This window comes from Wolbachia endosymbiont of Folsomia candida, from assembly GCF_001931755.2.
Taxonomy (GTDB): Bacteria; Pseudomonadota; Alphaproteobacteria; order Rickettsiales; family Anaplasmataceae; genus Wolbachia.
In genome coordinates, this window is sequence record NZ_CP015510.2 from 593,393 (window position 1) to 611,794 (window position 18,402).

The window sequence follows — 18,402 nt, forward strand, 5'->3', positions numbered from 1 at the left end:
AGAGAAACCTATTGATCGTTCTAACTGTTAACTTATTGCAGTTGACAAAAGTTACTAATTTAATTATTATTAATATAATATTAATTATAAAGGTAAGAAAAATGTGTCCTCCTAATGTTGATCATGAAATACCACTACAACCTCCTGTTGGAGATGCTGCTAAAACTGTAACACCACCTCCTGCAACAAGTTCTGGGCCACCACCTCCACCACCACCGCCTCCTCCAGGTTGGAGTTCACATAATCATATGGCTTCTGGTAATATCACGCCACCTGGTACTGTGCCACCACCTCCTCTAAGCACTGCTAACAAAACAAAAAGTGCTTCTGTTATAGGAACAAGTAATGGAAGTCCTAGTTCTTCCGCTAAACCTCAAGTAAGTGGTGATATGATGGCTGAGTTGCAAAAAGCAATTGCAAAGCGATGTAAAGGAGCAGAAAATAGTAATGAGCAACCTAGTGATGAAGAATCAAAAGAGCAATCAACTCTTTCGAATACTCCTCCTGTGATTAAACCGAAAAGCAAATGGAGTCCTAGACCTTTTGCTAAACCTGAAGCGAATGCTGAAGGTGGTGGCAGGGGTGCTCTACTTGTAGCAATACAAGAAGGAATTAAATTGAGACGGGTTAACAAGAATGGTACGAGTGATGATGAAGAATCAAAAGAGCAATCAACTCCACTAAATCCTATTATAAAGAAGCAACCTGCAACAAGAGAGATCGAAACACAAACCATAAAAACTGTGACAACCGGAAATATTGCAACACAAACCATAGAAAAAACTGTGACAATTGGAGATAAGGTATTAAAATATTCAGCTGCAATTTTGTTGCCTTGTGCATCTTTTGTAATTGGTCTATACTCCCCTGCTGTTGCTTCATTGATTTCTGGTGCTGTTTCGATAGGAGGAGTTGCTCTTCCTTTTGCAGCTTTTACTGCTTCTGTAGTTGTTGGGTTGATTTCAATAACATATCTTGTTAAGTCAGCAGTTAGTAGTGAGAAAAAAGTTAACCCTAGAGGAAAACAACTTGCTAAACCTACTCAGCAACTAAAAGAAAATACTGCACTTCAAGAGCCAACGCAAGAGTTTGGGTATAATAGTGATAATGTGGGGCATGATGAGGTTGATGGGGAAGAAAAAGAACCTGTGTCTATTCCGGTAACATTTGGTACAGCAATCCCTCAATTATCACCACCTCCAGCTCCTACACTTCCAAGTGGTGGGCTGCCACCATTACCGCCACCGCCTCCTCCTTTGCTACCAATGGCAAAAGGTACAGGTACGCCACCACCACCTCCTCCACCACCAGATGCGGTGGTACTTGATGTACGTGCTGGCTTACTTGGCCAAATAAGAAAAGGTGCTACATTGAGAAAAGCTTCTGAGAGAGAAGAAGAGCCAAAGAAACCTGGTTCTGGTGGGCAAGCCGATTTGATGAAAGAATTGGCAAAAAACTTACAAGCTCGAAAAAACGTAGTTACTAAAAAAAGTACTGCACTACAAGCAGATAATAATTCGGAGGGCAATGGGCAACAAAATAGTGATGGTGAAGCCAATCAGGAAACGCCAGAAGAGCTTGCTGCAAGGATTGATAAACAAGAGAGCAGGAAGAAGATAGCTGAGACTACCAGGTTGGTAGCTCTGGCTTCGAACCCTATTACTACTGCAGTTTTGAGAGCACGATTCCGAGCAACACAAGATTCTGATAGCGAAGATGAAGATGACACACATTCCCTATCAGGCAGTACTGATAGCTCTAGCAATAATGTGAATCGACAGGTACATGCATCTAACACTGGTCCATCACCTGTACCAGCACCTACCGTTGTACCTGCACCAAGCAATGGGACAAGTCCACCTGCTCCTACACTTCCAAGTGGTGGGTCACCACCGCCGCCGCCGCCTCCTCCTCCTCCTCCGCTAGGTGAAGGTGCTGGTGTGAAGAAACCTGATGGCGAGAGTAATCATGATAATATGATGAAGCAAATAAGAAAAGGAATGACATTGAACAAAGTTCCTGAGAATCAGGAGAAAAAGGATAATGATGATCCTCTAGCTAAAACTTTAAGAGCAACACTTGATGCTTGGCATGCTTCTGACAATGAATCAGAACATTCTGGTTCCGATAGCGAACACAATTGGAGTGATGATGGAGATCAAACAACATCTGTGCAACCTAGGCAAAAGGTGCTAACAAAAAAGCGTGAGCAACATAAAAAACCTCAGGTTCCACCTGCACCTGCACCTGAAGCGCCATCTGGACCTGGAGTTGTGCCTGCACCTGCACCAAGCAATGGGACAAATTCACATAAAAGGCCTCCGGTGCCACCAAAGCCTCCTCATTTAAAACCAACTAAAACTGGAGCTGGAGCTAACCAGACGGTACAGGCAGAGTCTAAGTTTCCTCCTGCAACAGAAGTTGATGGTGTTGAACCATCTAGTTTTTCTATTAATGCTCGTGCTAGTATATTTGGCCCAAAAGCGCGCAAAGGAGAATGGCGAAATTCTATTACAAACAGACCACCTGTGGTAGAAAAAAGCCGTAAAGTATAATATCAAGGGAAGTGCGTGGCACTTCCCTTATCTTTAAAATAAGTTTACCTAGAAAACAATTTGCATTAGAGTTTTTGATATGAATTGGAATTATTATAATGCGCCTATCACAATATTACTTGCCAACTTTAAAGGAAATTCCAGTTGGTGCTGAAATTATTTCTCATCAATATTCTCTCCGTGCAGGTTTAATAAAACAAACAGCGTCTGGTATTTACTCTTGGTTGCCACTTGGTATGCAAGTGCTTAAAAACATTGAAGATATTATCAGGGATGAAATGAATAAATCAGGTAGCGTTGAGGTATTAATGCCTTGTATACAACCTGCAAGTCTTTGGCAGGAGTCAGGCCGTTATGATGATTACGGCAAAGAAATGCTGCGTATAAAAGATAGACACCAGAGCGATATGCTTTTTGGCCCAACTCATGAAGAGGTAGTCACTGACTTGATTAGAGGCATAGTAAAAAGTTATAAGAGCTTACCGCTTTGTTTATATCAAATTCAGTGGAAATTTCGTGATGAAGTAAGACCACGTTATGGTGTCATGAGAGGTAGAGAATTCCTGATGAAAGATGCATATAGTTTCGATGTGGATTACGAAAGTGCAATAAACTCATACAATTTGATGTATAAGACTTACATCAAAATTTTCAAGCGTATGGGGCTTACTCCAATTGGAGTGAGAGCAGACACTGGGCCAATCGGAGGAAACTTAAGTCACGAATTTCATATACTGGCAAATACCGGTGAAAGTACTTTGTACTATGATAATAAATTTTCTGAGCTGATGGAAAGTGAAGATATCGAAAGTTTGAAAAACATATATGCAGTTGCAGATGACATGCACGATCCAGAAACTTGTAATGTACCAAAGGAACAACTAAAAATTAGTAAAGGTATCGAAATAGGGCATATTTTTTACTTTGGTGATAAATATTCAAAGCCTATGAAGGCAAGTGTTACTTCAAAAGATGGAAAAAGTGTCAATATTCACATGGGTTCATATGGTATTGGAGTTTCAAGACTTGTTGGTGCAATAATAGAAGCTTTTCATGACGATAAAGGTATTATCTGGCCAGAAGCAGTAGCTCCTTTTAAAATCGGGCTAATTAACTTACAACCAAAAGTAGAGGAATGTACAAAAATTGCAAATAAGGTATATGAATCTTTTAATAGCAATAAAATTCTTTATGATGACTCAGAAGAAAGTGCGGGAATAAAATTTGCTAGAATGGATCTAATAGGCCTGCCTTGGCAAATAATTGTTGGAAAGAAGGCAGTAAGCGAGAATCTTGTTGAAGTGAAAAACAGAGCAACAGGTGAGGTAAAAGACATGAAGATGGAAGAAGTAATAAACCGCTTTAACACAAGATGATACATGGCATCGGTACTGATATAGTGTATATACCAAGGATATCGAAGATATTGCAAAAATACGGAGAAAAATTTTTGGGCAGAATATATACTAAACAAGAAATAGAAATAAGTGAAAAGTATAATAGTCAAGAAATGCGGGCAAAATATTTTGCCAAGCGTTTTGCAGCAAAAGAGGCTTTTGTTAAAGCGCTTGGTACTGGATTCAGCAACGGCATTATAATGAAAGATATAGAAATATACAGCGATATAAGAGGTAAGCCGTATATTAGACTTCTTTCGACGAAACTTGCTTCTGGGGAACAAATGCTAGAAGCACACGGAACGGAAAACCGGAGTGTATTAGACATACATGAGGATTTGAGTACCGAAGCGACAACGCAGTTGCCCGTGGAAGTAGAGTTTAAAAAGAAGTCTATTAAGATCAGCAAAGATTTTATACATAATAGTTCTACAATCCACCTTTCTCTCAGTGATGATAAGGACTATGCTACTGCTTTTGTTATAATTTGCGGATAATATAAAAGGAATTTGATTATTTCCTTGCAGCAAGTGTATCACTCAGATGAAATTCTCTTAGCTGCAAAGTAGAAGAAAGTTCGCTAAAAAACTTTGCTAGCGTGTCATCTTTGGGTTGATGATATATATCGCTAGAAACTCCTGATTGAATAATCTTACCATTTTTCATCACATAAATAAAATCTGCAACTTCCAATGCTTCTTGCGGATCATGAGTTACCATAAGAACGGGGATATTTTTTCTTTTAAAAAGCGACAATATATGTTGCCTTACTCTACGCTTTAAAAGCATATCTAAATTAGAAAATGGTTCGTCAAGTAACATAACATCAGGATTTTGTGCCATTGCTCTTGCTATCGCAACTAGTTGTTGCTGCCCACCAGACAAGACATTTGGGTACATATTCTCATATTTTTCTATATCAAATAGCTTCAGAATTCCCAGCGCAATGTGACGTTTTCCTATCTTAGAAGAATTTTTGATAGCAAAAGCTATATTCTCCAACACTGTTTTGTGAGGAAACAATGCAGAATGTTGAAAAACCAACCCGACATTTCTATCTTCTATGGCAGTTAATGTTTTATTACTTGCAACTAACCTATCATTTATAAGAATTGTTCCAGATTTTGGGTTCTCTATTCCTGCAATTAATTTCAAAATTGTTGACTTCCCACAGCCAGAATGCCCCAATAGACAAGCAATATTCCCTTTCTTTACTTTTATGTTTATATTACTTAAAGTAAAATCGTCTTGATTGTTATAAAAATAACTAACGTTGTTAATTAGCATTAATCCCTTAATTTAAAACACTTCATTAAATATGATAGCACTATACTTGAGAAATGCAGAAATGTTTTTTTGCTGTCATAAATTTAATGGCATTAAACTATCTATAAGATGGTCTATTATGTTCAGCGTACCTATTTTTCAAAATTTATTTTCCAGAATATGTGTGCTGTACCTTCGCTAGTCTTGCATACAGTCCATCTTTTTTGATTAGAGTATCATGACTTCCTATTTCTTCTACTTTTCCATGATTTATTACTATAATTTTGTCAGTTTTAAGTGCTGTAGATAGTCTATGTGTAATTACAATTGTCGTTCTATTTTGCATTAATTTTCCTAATGCTTTTTGAACGAGACTCTCGCTTTCATAATCAAGAGCAGAAGTTGCCTCATCTAATATTAAGACTTGTGGATTTTTAAGTATTGCTCTTGCTATGATAATACGTTGTTTTTGTCCCTCAGAAAGTTTTAATCCTCTTTTTCCTACAAATGTACCGAATTTATCAGGTAATTTATCAATAAACTCCATAGCGTAGGCACTAATCGCCGCCTGTTTTACTTCTTCATATTCAGCATCAGGTTTTCCGTATAATATATTTTCCATTATTGAGCATGAAAATATTGTGTGATCTTGTGGTACCAGGCCAAACAGTGATCTGAGGTCACTGAGTGCAATTGATTTAATGTTGTGTCCATCAATAGTAACGCTACCTTCACTTGGGTCATGGAACCGAAATAGAAGTTTTAAAATAGTGCTTTTACCACTACCTGATGGTCCAATAATTGACACTGATTGTCCCGCATCTATAGAAAATGATACGTTATTTAATGCTGGCTTATCAGGCTGAGACTCATAGAAAAATGTTACGTTATTAAATGAAATCTCTTTTTGAATATTACAAATTTTTATAGGGTCACTTGAGTCTACTATAGAGCTTTTCATATTTTTAAATTCAAATAAACGCTCTACTATTCCAAGCCCTCGCTGTAAGTCACTGATATTATCGCTTAAATTATTTATAGCTCCTGCAGCAAGTGCTGAATAAAACACAAATGAAGATAGCTCTCCAATAGTTATATTACTACTTAAGACTTCTTTAACTCCAAAAAAGAGTAAAACAACCAATGAGCCGACTACGCATGTAATAATAATAGTCACTAAAATAGCGCGCAAGAGCACTAATTTTATGTATGATTTTGACACTGAACTTAAATATTCCTTAAAGCGTATTTTTTCGTTTTCTTCGAGTACAAAGGATTTTATAGTGACTATAGATCTGAAATTTTCCTCACTAAGTGACGCAAGCTCACTTAATTTATCCTGAGAAAAACGAGCACAGCTACGCACTTTTTTTCCGAGTGAGGTCATAATAATTAACAAGATAGGTATTATTGAAATTGCATATGCTGTTAGCTCTATATTGGTATATAATAACATTACAACGCTACCGATTAATATTACAAAATTTCGCAATATTGTTAGTAAGCTGCTGTTTATTATTGATTGTAGTACAGATGTATCAGTAATTAACGCTGAAATGACATCTTGTACACCAGTGTCCTCAAAGAAGCTTGGTTGTAAATCAGTAATACTGCTGTACAAATCATACCTGATTCTAGATATAACTTTTTCGCTACCAACTCCGATGAAATATAACCGAGCAAATGCACTGAGAGAAATTGCTAAAACTATAAGTAATAATTCGTTGGTAAAATGGTGCTCTGTACCAAAATCAATTATGTTGCTCAAGCCTCTGCCAAACAGAAGAATCGTTAATGCGGAAAATAAAACTGCAATAAACGCTATGATGAAATAAGATAGATTCGGTTTGATATAATAGAATAACTGCCTAATACTGGATTGCATCATATTATTTATGTGTCTTATCAATCAGTATATAGATTTTAGTTTAAGGAGGAAGCATCATAAGAACAGTTAAAGCTGGAAGTATTTTGGGAAGTTACATCATTAATAAATCCTGGTGGTGGAGGTGGAGCACTAGGTTCCGGTGTAGCTTCTATGCCTGAAGGTGGAATGTTATTGAAAGAATTTTCATCAATAGACATAAAATTCTTTATTGCTAACTCAGCATATTCTTTAGCAATTTCACTGTTTTGATAACGTTCATATAATGCAACAATGATAAAATACAAGCAAGCAAGGCAAGCGATGGCAGATATAGCAACATTAACACCAGCAAGCATTTGATATAACGGAGCCGTCTTTTCATCAAAAATTCCATTTGCCTTTATAATAAAAAATATAAGCCCACCAGCTATAGCAGCTTGTACAGCAAAAGCAGTAACAGCCCAAAAGATTTTACATCCATTATCTTTTGTCTTACTCAGCGCCTCACAAATTTTATATGTTGCAAAAGCATTAATAGCTACTACGCAAGTACAAAATATCACTACAACGAATATTAAGAAGCATTCTGCTCCATCACCATCTCCATTACTGGAACAATCACCACCCATACATCCTGAGCTAGAGCTATCACTGTAACTATGATTGTTATAAGAAATGCTGCTACTGAACCATAACCAAAAAAATGGATCATCTAAAATAGAGTTAGTGTTATGGTATACATTAACCGTCACACCAGTACAGGTGTCTTTTGTATTATTTGTAGTATGAGTAGTATTTTTAAAATCAACAAATTCCTTATTAAACCCACTTCCACCGATATTATTAATCCTATATCTAAGAAATTCACGATCACCACCCTTGTTGAGAAATTTAAATATCTCCTTTTCTATATTTTCTTTTGTTATATTAGTCATTACTATTTTAATTAATATATTAATATGTATAGTATATTAAGTTATCTATACAGTAAATAAGCAATTCTGGATTGATGAGAAAAAACAGAAAAAAAGTCAAATTTCCCAACATTGGGAGATAAAATACTGTGCATAATCTTGTATTACTTGGCAACCATAGTAGGGTTTGAATTTTTCAATTGTAATACCTTGTTTGGGTTGTTTAACCTTTAATTCTTGGTGTGCTTTCTCTTTATTTTGCTCTGATGTTAATTAACAACGTACTGAGTAGTTGTGGAGCGCACAAAAATGGTGAATGGTCTGTGTTTAAGCTAAAAACTTCTGCTTCAACTTTAGAATGCATTCTTTTTTGATCTTCTATTCTTATCGCCTGATCTTTTAAACACTCGATATAAAACTTAGGTACATTTCCAAATCTCTTAGGACTCAGAGTAACTGTGTCAACAAAGGGACGCAAAGGTTGAGCTTGGAGTTTATTCATTGCCCAATGTACATCTTCTTTGCTACAAGTATTAAAAAATAATTTTTGTGTTTTAGAAGATAGCTGAAGCGTAATCTTATTATTAGATTCATCAACTATTACTCCTTTAGCAATTCCCTGTATTTTAGCTTTTTCTACTTCATGAATAAGTGAACCATTGTTATCTGGAATAAAACCACTAAGGTAAATAAGTGCTTCAATATGCTCAGGTATATTTTCAGCTAATTGAGAAATAACAATGCCTGACATACTGTGACCAACCAGGATTACAGGTCGATCTTGAAGCTTTATTAACTTGGTTACTTCATCTACATATGTTTTCAACGTTATATTCTCGAAAGATACTGTGTTATTGCCGTGACCAGAAAGATCTGGAGCTAATACTTTGTGTCCTTGCTCTTTAAGAATCGGAATAACACGATGCCAACACCAACTTGCGTGCCATGCTCCATGAAGGAGTATATAGATCCTTTTTGTTGAATTATGTAAGATATTGAACGCTTCTACCATACTGCTTCCATGAATGCTCTTAATCTCTTTTCATTTTTGCTATGTATCACTTTTACATTCCTTAAGAACTCAAAAATTTGCATTCAATTTGTACATAATCTTGTATTACCACACCTATATGATATGATGCACAGATTTTGAGCTATTTGTTTAACTTATACAAGGTTGCTGCATCTTTGGTTGTTGTTGTCTTTCGCATTTAGGACTATCAAGTAATCTACCCACACCATAATCCACTAAAGCTCCAAGCAAAGCACCAACAACAATACCAACCACAGCAGCTCCAATAAATACTACTAAAGTAGCTTCTAAATAATATGCCATCCCTAATCCTAATGCTAAACCAATACCAGCTAAAGCGCCAACCACATGATATTTTCTATTGCTTTTAAATTTTTGAGGTTGTTCAATCGCTGGTTCTGTGGATACTTCTTCTACTAAAAATTCTTGTTGAAATCCTTCACTTTCATAGTCATCTGTATGGTTTAATTCCTCTTCTGTCATTTGAGATCGTAAAAACTTTTGCCCAAAATTTTGCATTATTTGAACTGCAGGTAATGCAGCAATAATGATCTTGTACTCATCTATTTTTGGTATATTCCTACCGTAATTAGGTAAATATTTCTTTATGTTTTGACTAAATTCCTGATTAATCTTTGCGAGAATCTTTTGTTGCTCATATGTAATATCTTCAGGCTTCTCAACATTTACAACGTTCATTGAAAAGTCAAGTAAAGCTTCTTTTAACTCTGGATTATCTTCAGCATACTGAATTAATTTTCTAGCTAAATCTTCCACAAAAACTGTAATATTTTCCTCTGTAATAGAGTCTTTTTGTTTTGCCATCTCCTGTTTCCGTGCTATTTCTTTGTCTAAATGCTTTGCACATTGATCCATTAACCCTGAATCAATTTCACTTACACTATTGATAATTTGGCTCCACGAACCTTGAACACAAGCACTACCATTTCCACCATATGTTGTTTTTGCTACATATATTTGTTTCATAAGAACAAATTCTTTTTGTTCTCTCCATATTCTTTCTATATTTAAGCCGCTAATCTGATTAAATAGTCCATCTATTTTATTACTATCAGCTATACTGCGAATCAAATTGTGAAATTTAGTTCTACTCACTTTTCGTGGAGAAATATCACTAGCTTTTTGCTCTTCAAAAATATCATCACTTTCGAGCTCAGATTTTATAAGATGCAACTTTCCTTCTACCAAGCCTGAATTTTGTGCAGCAAGAGTAACCAGCAATTCTTTCCTTTCTTCTAATGGAATAGAGAGCCTATCAATAAGTAATTTCACATATCCTATAGACTCTGGTATTGTAACCTTTGCATCATCTCTTTTATAATCGTATTGTAGCGAATCTGCGGTATATCCTCCACAATATTTACCATCTTGGTCTTTTGTGAGATAGTTTTCTATTAATGCTTGTGTAGCTTTTTTAGCAACTTCAGTAATAAATTCCTTATCACCTGGAACAGACTTACCATTAAGCGTTTCTTCCATTACGCTCTTTTTTTCTTGTTCACTAATACTTAGTAATTTTAACATTACTGGATTATCCTGATATTGTTTAAGCAGGAGAGGTATACGTTTTTCATAAGAATCTGCTGCTTGTTTTAATTCATTCTTATTGGCTTTTATAGAGTTTATCAAATTTTTAGTGATAAAATTTGTTTTCTTAACTGCTAGATCTAAATGAACAGATTGCTTATCTTGTAAAATATTCTGTAACTCATTACCTTCTTGTTTTTTTCTAGGAATAAAACCATGCTCAAATAAAATTTCATTTATACGAGGCATATGATTGTAAAAATGAGATAACGTATGTCCTTGCTCATCTTGCAAGTTAATTAAAAAAGGATATTTATCAGATTGTCTTAATATATTTACAATTATCCCTCCGTATGTATCATTTGCAGCTAACCAAAAAACCATTTTTTTTAAACTATCTATATCCTGCTTATCAACAATTTTGCTTCCAGAATTTGCTTTTAATAAAATATTGCGAAAATTTATATAATCACTTGCATAACCTCCTCCGTTTAGTATTCCTGCTATAACATCCAAGATATATTTAAGTTGAAGCAGATCTTTTTGAGCTTCACCTGCCTTTAACTTAAGATGCCTAGCATCTATATTCCCTTGAAGAAATCTCACTAACTGAGTTGTGTCTATATTATTTAATTTACTTAAATCTAAAATGCGATTTGTAAGATTGAGATACTGATCAAAATTCATCTTCCTACCTATTTAATATTATGATTAATATATATAGCAATTTTACCTAACATCTTAACACTTGTCAACTTTTATCAAACTCATGTTTAGCAAAACAGTTTTCTTTACTTAATATTTCACTTATTGTATTTATATTTATAGAGTATTATTTCATCATAACATGCTACAACTACTCACTTTACTTACTGTTATCATTTCAGTTGCGTTTTTCGGTCATTTAGTGCCTATAGAAGCAAAAACTTTTTTATATTCAGCGAGCCTAAGTATCAAAGAAGTTTTGTTGTTTATAATGCCTTTTATTGTTTTTACTCTAATTTTCAGCAGTGTTAATAATCTAAAACAATCAGCTGTAAAGTTTATATTATTACTTGTAATAACAATTTTTTTATCAAACCTAGCTTCAAGCCTCATAGCTTATTCTGTTGGATATTTTATAATAAAGAATACTGGCCCTATACAGGGTATATCGCAGCATAAAGAAGCTATAGCTCCTTTGTGGTCATTTGAACTTCCTACACTACTTTCTAACTTTCATGCTCTTGCTTGCGGGTTTATATCAAGCATTATTGCCTCTTTGTTGTTACCTAAGAAAAGTAAAGAGCTTTCACAAAAAATGTTGAATTTAACCCTATTTGTTTTGAAAGTGTTTTTGACACCGGTTATTCCAATATTTGTACTTGGGCTTGCTTTAAAAATGCAGCACGATGAGGTCTTATCTTTAATATTTAAAAATTACTCAATAATTTTTATTATTATAACATCTGTGGCTTATTTTTATGTTTTCCTATTATATGGGGCAGCAAATTCATTTGGGCTCAAAAATTGGATAACTAGTATAGGCAATATGATGCCAGCATTCATTACTGCAATGAGCACAATGTCTAGCAATGCTACCATGCCACTCACACTTGAGGGAAGCAAAAAAAATGTAAAGCAAGATGATGTTGCATCATCTGTTATACCAATCACTGCTAGTTTTCACTTAGTAGGTGATTGCTTTTTTATTATAATATTATCAATGATAATCGCATCTGGTTACTCATTAGGCATGACAGATTATGTAACGTTTCTTATTTATTTTTTACTATTTAAATTTGCTATCGTTGCGGTTCCAGCAGGTGGAATTGTGGTAATGCTACCTATTCTTGAAAAATATTTAATGTTTTCTCCGGAAATGCTCTCATTAATTACAGCATTATATATAGTGTTTGATCCAATAATCACTTCGGCAAATGTTATGGGTAACGGTGCATTTACTATGATGTTTACAAAGCTCTATAATAAGCTTAAGTGATGTCTATTTTAGCAATTGATACTGTAGGTGCTGGTAGTTCTATAGCAATAATTGAATATGATGGTAATTGTTTTATAGGGCATAATTCTGCCAGCAACAATCACGCAGAGTCATTTTTCCAAATTTTGGATACTTTGTTCAATAAGCATACTTATAACTACGATAAAATAGACCATTTAGCAGTAGTGGTTGGGCCAGGAAGTTTTACTGGAATTAGAGTTGGTGTGTCATCTGCAAAAGGTATCAGCCTTGCTACAAATAAGCCATTATATGGAGTGAGTGCACTGGAAATTCAAGCATATGCAATATCTTTACTTCATGCAAATAACAAGAAAAACATCAGATCTATAATAAAAAATACGCAAGGGTCTTATACGCAGTTATTTGATTGCAGTTTGTTGCAATTATCAGGACCAGAAATGATTGATGAAAATGAGCTGAGTCACAGTGATTGTATCACATACCTGGATCCCAGTGTCAGCTACTCGGATGACACCGGGATTCAACCTAAATTAAATGCAAGTCATGCTGGGTTATTGGTACGTTATAGGCTCAAAAATAAGCAAAACTTAAATGATGCAGAACCTTTATATTTAAGTGAACCTCAATATATGAAATCATTGTAGTGCTTTCCAAAGTAAGTGATAAGCGTACAATGGTCATTCTGGAAAAAACTCCTACCCCATACTAGTATGAAATAGGAGATAGTTATGCCTGATGGAAAACATTATGTACAATAATAAAAAACCTGCAAGCGTTTTTTATAGGTCTATATACGAACGTCCAGTAAGGCAAGGTTTCATGCAAGTAGCGTGACACCGGAATCTATACTTTTTTCTTGGATCCCAGTATCGTGCTACACAACTGTACGAACTTCTAGTTTAATGCGTATAACCGTGATGTCATTCCAGTGCTATGACACTGGAATCCAGTTTTCTTATTTAATAATTTTATCATATAAATCTTTCCAATCTTGGTTTTCTTCTTCAATTAAATCAATTTTCCAAATTCGCTTAATTAAATTTGATGCTATATCAGCATCCATTACGCTCACTTGCAGTTATATAAGCATAATAGTTTTTCATATATAATAAATAAATTTACTGGATCCCAGTGTCTGAGCACTGGGATGACACCCTTAGTTGATATTTAATGCCTGTATTATCGCTTTACGGGATGTTCGTGCAGTTGTGTATCGTGCTATTCGGATGACAGAGTTTAGAAAAAAGTCTAATGAAAAATACTTCCTCTTTTTTCTAGAAATTTGTTATATTCATTGTGGTTGCTGACTCTCAGTCTTTTTTGTGAGTAGTGCCAATTTTTTCGATATTATGTAACTATAATGAAAAAAATAATTAGCAACGTATTTGCAAGAGAAATTTTAGACAGCAGGGGCTACCCAACTGTTGAGGTAGAAGTTGGACTGTGTGACGGATCAATAGGCAGAGCATCTGTTCCATCTGGAGCTTCAACTGGTAAACTCGAAGCTTTGGAACTGAGAGACAAAGATGAGAAAAGATATTGTGGGAAGGGAGTGCTCAAGGCTGTTCAAGCAGTAAATACCGTAATAGCAGATGAAATCATTGGAATGGATGCAGCAGACCAAAGTGCAATTGATGAAGCGTTAATTGAACTGGACGGAACAAAAAATAAATCTAAACTTGGAGCAAATGCGACTTTGGGAGTGTCACTTGCTGCTGCAAAAGCTGCTGCCAATAGCTTTAACATGCCACTCTACAGATATTTAGGTGGAACTCAGGCGAGTATTTTGCCTGTACCGCTCATTAACATAATTAATGGTGGAGTGCATGCAGACAATAAACTTGACTGTCAGGAATTTATGATTCTTCCTGTTGGAGCTGGAACTTTTAGTGATGCAATTAGAATGTCTGCAGAGGTGTTTCATAATTTGCGTAATATCCTCAAAAAGAAAGGCTATAGTACAAATGTAGGGGATGAAGGAGGTTTTGCACCAAATCTTGAAAAAACTGAAGAGGCGCTTGATTTGATAATGCAAGCTATAGAATCTGCAGGTTATTCCACAAAAAATCACTTTGCACTGGCACTTGATGTTGCTTCATCTACTTTTTATGAAGATAAAATTTACAAATTTGAAAATAGAGAATTAACTGCAGAAAAATTAGTGGAATTTTATAGTAATTTAGTGGAGAAATATCCAATAATTTCCATAGAAGATGCGATGGGTGAAGATGATTATGACGGTTGGAAATTAATTACTGAAAAGCTTGGGAATAAAATCCAATTAGTTGGAGATGATTTATTTGTTACAAATTGTGAGCTGATAAGTAAAGGCATAGAACAAAAAATAGCAAATGCTGTGCTTATAAAGCCAAACCAGATAGGAACGCTAACAGAAACTTTCAGTGCAATTGAGATGGCAAAATCAAATGGATACAAAGCTGTTGTTTCCCATCGCTCAGGCGAAACAGAAGACACTACAATATCTCACATAGCAGTTGCATCAAATTGTGGGCAAATAAAAACTGGCTCCCTATCACGTTCTGACAGGCTAGCGAAATATAATGAATTAATGAGAATAGAAGGTATGCTGGGAAAAAATTCTCGATATTATCATGGGTTAGCATGGGGTTCATAGACGAAGTAAGGTTGTATTTAAAAGCCGGTGATGGTGGCGATGGCTGCGCAAGTTTTCGTCGAGAAAAATTTGTTGAATTTGGTGGCCCAAATGGTGGTAACGGTGGAAGTGGTGGAGACATAATTTTTATCAGCGATGCCAACCTCAACACTTTGCTTAATTTTCGTTATAGAAGACATATTAAGGCAGATAGTGGAAAAAATGGTGCAGGTAGGGATAGATCTGGCATGGCAGGCAAAGATGTTATACTTAAAGTTCCAGTTGGCACACAAATAATCGATGAAGAGAGTGAAGATGTCATAGTAGATCTTGACAAACCTGACATGGAATTTTTAATAGCAGAAGGGGGAAAAGGTGGACTTGGAAATACTAATTTTAAATCTTCCATTAACAAAGCTCCGAGGCATTTTACTCATGGTAAGCCTGGTGAAGAGAAATCCGTTTTATTAAAGCTAAAAGTTTTATCTGATGTTGGAATTGTTGGTATGCCAAATGCAGGTAAATCAAAATTTTTGACCCGTTGTTCAAACGCAGATACAAAAGTAGGTGATTATCCATTTACTACATTAAGACCTCACTTAGGTGTGGCAACAGTTGACGATAGCGAAGTCGTGATAGCAGATATTCCTGGAATAATCACTGATGCCCACCTTGGAGTTGGGCTTGGGCATAAATTCTTGAAGCATATAGAAAGGTGTAAAATTTTACTTCATTTAATTGATGCAACTCATGATGACGTTATTTCGGCTTATAATTGTACGCATAATGAATTGGAGCTTTTTAATAGCGAACTTGCTCAAAAAGAAGAAATTGTAGTATTAAATAAATGTGACTTACTTGCAGAGCAGGAAGTGTTTGAAAAAAGGAATCACCTAACTAAGCATCTTGGTAAAGAGGTGCTGTGTTTATCAATCGACGATGATTTACAGAGCATTTTAAGATTGCTAAACACTAAATTGCAAAAAAACAAACCAAAAGAAAGTGAAGTGTATGATCCTTTTAAGATATAAATATTAGATATAGCTAATATAAATAAGGTTTACCATTTTTTCTGTCATCCTATGACTTGATCATAGGATCCAGTTCTAAGAAAATTCCTGGATCCCAGTGTCACGCACACAAGTGTACGAACGTTTGTTATGGAAAGTGAAAAAGGTAATAATCGTAGACTTTTTCTGGGTTTCCACCACAATATTCAATGACAGGTTTTAGGATTTCAAGCCTGAGTTCATTCATAAAAGCTCTCCTTGCAAACTTATAACTCTTGATTTCGCTGCGTTTTCTGTATTCTGTTAATAAAACCGAAGCAATAAGAATCATGTATAGTGTGACCAAAATTGTGTTTTTGCTATGTCCAAGAAAATGCTTCGTGTTGAGCTCCTGCTTGATAAATTTGAAGAAAACTTCTATTGACCAGCGCCTTTTGTAAAGAGCGCAGACTTCTTCAGCAGACATTTCATAAATATTAGTCAAAAATGTGAGAACTTCGCCATTCTGTCGATTTTGCGCTTTAATTAGCCTGATTTCAAACGACAAAAATCTTGAACCTTTTTGCCCCAGCCTGACTACTACATCTTCCATTAGCTCAAGCGTTCCAGTCTGCATGCCTGCAACTTTTCCGTGGATACGCACAATTTGATAACGAATATTATCGTTGCCACGTGTGATAAAATGTATGCCTTTATCTATAAACTCCTCGAAAGTTGCACGTTTTTGCAGTCCTCGATCAAATATGCAAATCGACTCTTGACCGTGATTTAAAATCATTTCCCGGAACGATGTGCTGTCAGAGGAGCCCTTGGCTTGAGTATACAAGTTCAGCAACTTTGCAAACCTGCCGTCAGTGGCAACGGTGCACTTTACCATATTCTTTGCACCACCACGCCATGGTATGCAGATTGCAGTAATTTGCTCGATAACTGCAGGGTTGTGGAATCTATAATTAATAGCTTTTCTTGGTCTTTTTGGTTACAAAAACTTTGTAAAACGAACGAAAAAATTCTTTCGAAGTACTTAATTGGTATCGTTTTTAAGCGGCTTGCCACCGATGAATGGCGCGTATTCAGGCAAAACATCCGACGATAATTTTCCTCGATAGTCCGCAAGCTCAGCTCGTTTTTCTCCAATATGCTGTACAGCAGTAAATTAAATATATTTTCTCCCGTAAGTTTGCCCACTTTGTAATCAACGCCAACCGCTTTGCCTATTTCATCTAACACTGCTTTCGGCAATTTTGATATTATTTCTTTGTAATAAAACACACTTCACACCCTAATTTTTTTCCTATCTTATCGCTAAATTAGACGTTCGTACAGTTGTGTGTCACGCACTGGGATGACACGGCTTTTGGCTATATACAATCTTCACTGTTGTTAAAAATTCTATTGACTTTATGTAAAATAACTATTATGGTAAGATATATTTTATTTTTCATAGGGGGACTCATGGGTGAAGTGCATTTTGCTGATAACGATAGATATGACTCGCAAGGCTTAGACTTTAATGAAGCAAGTATTGTTAATCATAATCATTCACAAGTAGAATACAAAAATAATTTTCCATTAAATGATTATATAATTGAATTTAAAGAAACTTGTATAGGATTAGATTATTTAAACTCTTGCTGCAATGTTGAATGCACGGTTTTCAATAAGGACACGAAATCCCTTGAAATGTTTAAAGGTCATGTAGACCACAAGGATCAGTTTTATCAGTATGAAAAAAGTAAAGAAAGCAACCTATTTGAATCAAAAAAGGTATACACTATGGTATTATCTCATCTTTCTAAAGTTTCCTAATTATTTGACTTTGCATGTTATTTTAACTATAATTTAATTAGTTGTTAATTTAATGTGAGGTACATTATGAATGAAATAGACTTTATTAACGTTGATCAGTCTTCAAGCTTTGATCATGCAATATTTAACTTTGGTAATGGGCATCTCATGGTTACAGGGGACTCTTTTAATCCAAATACTTGTGAGTATAAAGCAACAGGTGAAATACTAGATAAAAATTATCATATGATAGGAAGTTTAGTTATTAATGGACAGGTTGAAGCTTTGCATCTTGATGATCACAAACTTAGTGTCAAATATGGTGTGGAAGTAAACTTAGAAGGCGATATAGAACACATTCTTTCTCTCAAAAAAGCATAAAAACAAAAAAGCTTCTATATTATTGCTTATAATGTAGGAGCTGCTTTTATAATAAGCTTTAAAATT

The 18,402-nt window shown here is 35.2% G+C and carries 16 protein-coding genes; 9 read left to right on the forward strand and 7 right to left on the reverse strand.

Annotated elements, in window-relative coordinates; all coding sequences use genetic code 11:
* Positions 1-101: 101 nt before the first annotated feature.
* From ASM33_RS02665 to ASM33_RS08800, 3 genes are all read left to right on the forward strand, one after another.
* Positions 102-2,555: a WH2 domain-containing protein gene (locus ASM33_RS02665; RefSeq protein ID WP_110410470.1), complete on the forward strand. Its 2,454-nt coding sequence runs from the start codon at positions 102-104 to the stop codon at positions 2,553-2,555.
* A 98-nt stretch (positions 2,556-2,653) separates the two neighbouring features.
* Positions 2,654-3,931: a proline--tRNA ligase gene (gene proS, locus ASM33_RS02670; RefSeq protein WP_110410469.1), complete on the forward strand. Its 1,278-nt coding sequence runs from the start codon at positions 2,654-2,656 to the stop codon at positions 3,929-3,931.
* Positions 3,928-4,449: a holo-[acyl-carrier-protein] synthase gene (locus ASM33_RS08800; protein WP_257791012.1), complete on the forward strand. Its 522-nt coding sequence runs from the start codon at positions 3,928-3,930 to the stop codon at positions 4,447-4,449. The genes proS and ASM33_RS08800 overlap by 4 nt, the downstream gene beginning before the upstream one ends.
* Positions 4,450-4,465: 16 nt before the next feature.
* On the opposite strand, the gene ASM33_RS02685 is transcribed toward ASM33_RS08800, so the two are convergent.
* From ASM33_RS02685 to ASM33_RS02705, 5 genes are all read right to left on the reverse strand, one after another.
* Positions 4,466-5,239: an ABC transporter ATP-binding protein gene (locus ASM33_RS02685; RefSeq protein ID WP_110410468.1), complete on the reverse strand. Its 774-nt coding sequence runs from the start codon at positions 5,237-5,239 to the stop codon at positions 4,466-4,468.
* Between the two features lie 145 nt (positions 5,240-5,384).
* Positions 5,385-7,103, reverse strand: coding sequence for an ABC transporter ATP-binding protein (locus tag ASM33_RS02690; RefSeq protein ID WP_110410607.1), 1,719 nt, complete (start codon positions 7,101-7,103; stop codon positions 5,385-5,387).
* Positions 7,104-7,141: 38 nt separating this feature from the next.
* A complete protein-coding gene (locus tag ASM33_RS02695; RefSeq protein WP_110410467.1) occupies positions 7,142-8,020 on the reverse strand; it encodes a hypothetical protein in 879 nt (292 codons plus the stop codon).
* 232 nt (positions 8,021-8,252) lie between these two features.
* Positions 8,253-9,011, reverse strand: a complete 759-nt coding sequence (locus tag ASM33_RS02700; RefSeq protein WP_110410466.1) for an alpha/beta fold hydrolase — start codon at positions 9,009-9,011, stop codon at positions 8,253-8,255.
* A gap of 150 nt (positions 9,012-9,161) precedes the next feature.
* A complete protein-coding gene (locus ASM33_RS02705) occupies positions 9,162-11,267 on the reverse strand; it encodes a glycine zipper 2TM domain-containing protein (protein WP_110410465.1) in 2,106 nt (701 codons plus the stop codon).
* A gap of 160 nt (positions 11,268-11,427) precedes the next feature.
* On the opposite strand from ASM33_RS02705, the gene ASM33_RS02710 reads away from it, so the two are divergent.
* The 4 genes from ASM33_RS02710 (at position 11,428) to cgtA (ending at position 16,188) form a co-directional block, all read left to right on the forward strand.
* Complete coding sequence (locus ASM33_RS02710) at positions 11,428-12,561, forward strand: cation:dicarboxylate symporter family transporter (RefSeq protein WP_110410464.1); 1,134 nt, start codon at positions 11,428-11,430, stop codon at positions 12,559-12,561.
* On the forward strand, positions 12,561-13,187 hold the full coding sequence (gene tsaB, locus ASM33_RS02715; protein WP_110410463.1) for a tRNA (adenosine(37)-N6)-threonylcarbamoyltransferase complex dimerization subunit type 1 TsaB: 627 nt from the start codon (positions 12,561-12,563) through the stop codon (positions 13,185-13,187). The genes ASM33_RS02710 and tsaB overlap by 1 nt, the downstream gene beginning before the upstream one ends.
* 713 nt (positions 13,188-13,900) lie before the next feature.
* The gene (gene eno, locus ASM33_RS02720) at positions 13,901-15,178 is read left to right on the forward strand and encodes a phosphopyruvate hydratase (RefSeq protein ID WP_410543251.1); all 1,278 of its coding nucleotides are present in this window, start codon (positions 13,901-13,903) and stop codon (positions 15,176-15,178) included.
* Entirely contained in the window at positions 15,166-16,188 is a 1,023-nt protein-coding gene (gene cgtA / locus ASM33_RS02725) for an Obg family GTPase CgtA (RefSeq protein WP_110410461.1), read from the forward strand. The genes eno and cgtA overlap by 13 nt, the downstream gene beginning before the upstream one ends.
* Before the next feature lie 127 nt (positions 16,189-16,315).
* Here the strand turns inward: cgtA and ASM33_RS02730 are convergent, their stop codons facing one another.
* Together ASM33_RS02730 and ASM33_RS02735 are read right to left on the reverse strand one after the other, a co-directional pair.
* Complete coding sequence (locus tag ASM33_RS02730; protein ID WP_110409534.1) at positions 16,316-17,044, reverse strand: IS4 family transposase; 729 nt, start codon at positions 17,042-17,044, stop codon at positions 16,316-16,318.
* Positions 17,038-17,439, reverse strand: coding sequence for a hypothetical protein (locus tag ASM33_RS02735; protein ID WP_110409715.1), 402 nt, complete (start codon positions 17,437-17,439; stop codon positions 17,038-17,040). The genes ASM33_RS02730 and ASM33_RS02735 overlap by 7 nt, the downstream gene beginning before the upstream one ends.
* Before the next feature lie 183 nt (positions 17,440-17,622).
* Here ASM33_RS02735 and ASM33_RS02740 point away from each other — a divergent pair, with 183 nt between their 5' ends.
* Together ASM33_RS02740 and ASM33_RS02745 are read left to right on the forward strand one after the other, a co-directional pair.
* Positions 17,623-17,976 carry a hypothetical protein gene (locus ASM33_RS02740; protein WP_110410460.1) on the forward strand — a complete coding sequence of 118 codons (354 nt, stop codon included), beginning with the start codon at positions 17,623-17,625 and terminating at the stop codon, positions 17,974-17,976.
* A 66-nt stretch (positions 17,977-18,042) separates the two neighbouring features.
* Entirely contained in the window at positions 18,043-18,336 is a 294-nt protein-coding gene (locus ASM33_RS02745) for a hypothetical protein (RefSeq protein ID WP_110410459.1), read from the forward strand.
* Positions 18,337-18,402 lie beyond the last annotated feature (66 nt).

Coding starts and splice junctions, on each gene's coding strand:
- ASM33_RS02665 (WP_110410470.1), top strand. CDS start 102: ATGTGTCCTCCTAATGTTGATCATGAAATACCACTACAACCTCCTGTT.
- proS (WP_110410469.1), top strand. CDS start 2,654: ATGCGCCTATCACAATATTACTTGCCAACTTTAAAGGAAATTCCAGTT.
- ASM33_RS08800 (WP_257791012.1), top strand. CDS start 3,928: ATGATACATGGCATCGGTACTGATATAGTGTATATACCAAGGATATCG.
- ASM33_RS02685 (WP_110410468.1), bottom strand. CDS start 5,239: ATGCTAATTAACAACGTTAGTTATTTTTATAACAATCAAGACGATTTT.
- ASM33_RS02690 (WP_110410607.1), bottom strand. CDS start 7,103: ATGCAATCCAGTATTAGGCAGTTATTCTATTATATCAAACCGAATCTA.
- ASM33_RS02695 (WP_110410467.1), bottom strand. CDS start 8,020: ATGACTAATATAACAAAAGAAAATATAGAAAAGGAGATATTTAAATTT.
- ASM33_RS02700 (WP_110410466.1), bottom strand. CDS start 9,011: ATGGTAGAAGCGTTCAATATCTTACATAATTCAACAAAAAGGATCTAT.
- ASM33_RS02705 (WP_110410465.1), bottom strand. CDS start 11,267: ATGAATTTTGATCAGTATCTCAATCTTACAAATCGCATTTTAGATTTA.
- ASM33_RS02710 (WP_110410464.1), top strand. CDS start 11,428: ATGCTACAACTACTCACTTTACTTACTGTTATCATTTCAGTTGCGTTT.
- tsaB (WP_110410463.1), top strand. CDS start 12,561: ATGTCTATTTTAGCAATTGATACTGTAGGTGCTGGTAGTTCTATAGCA.
- cgtA (WP_110410461.1), top strand. CDS start 15,166: ATGGGGTTCATAGACGAAGTAAGGTTGTATTTAAAAGCCGGTGATGGT.
- ASM33_RS02730 (WP_110409534.1), bottom strand. CDS start 17,044: ATGGTAAAGTGCACCGTTGCCACTGACGGCAGGTTTGCAAAGTTGCTG.
- ASM33_RS02740 (WP_110410460.1), top strand. CDS start 17,623: ATGGGTGAAGTGCATTTTGCTGATAACGATAGATATGACTCGCAAGGC.
- ASM33_RS02745 (WP_110410459.1), top strand. CDS start 18,043: ATGAATGAAATAGACTTTATTAACGTTGATCAGTCTTCAAGCTTTGAT.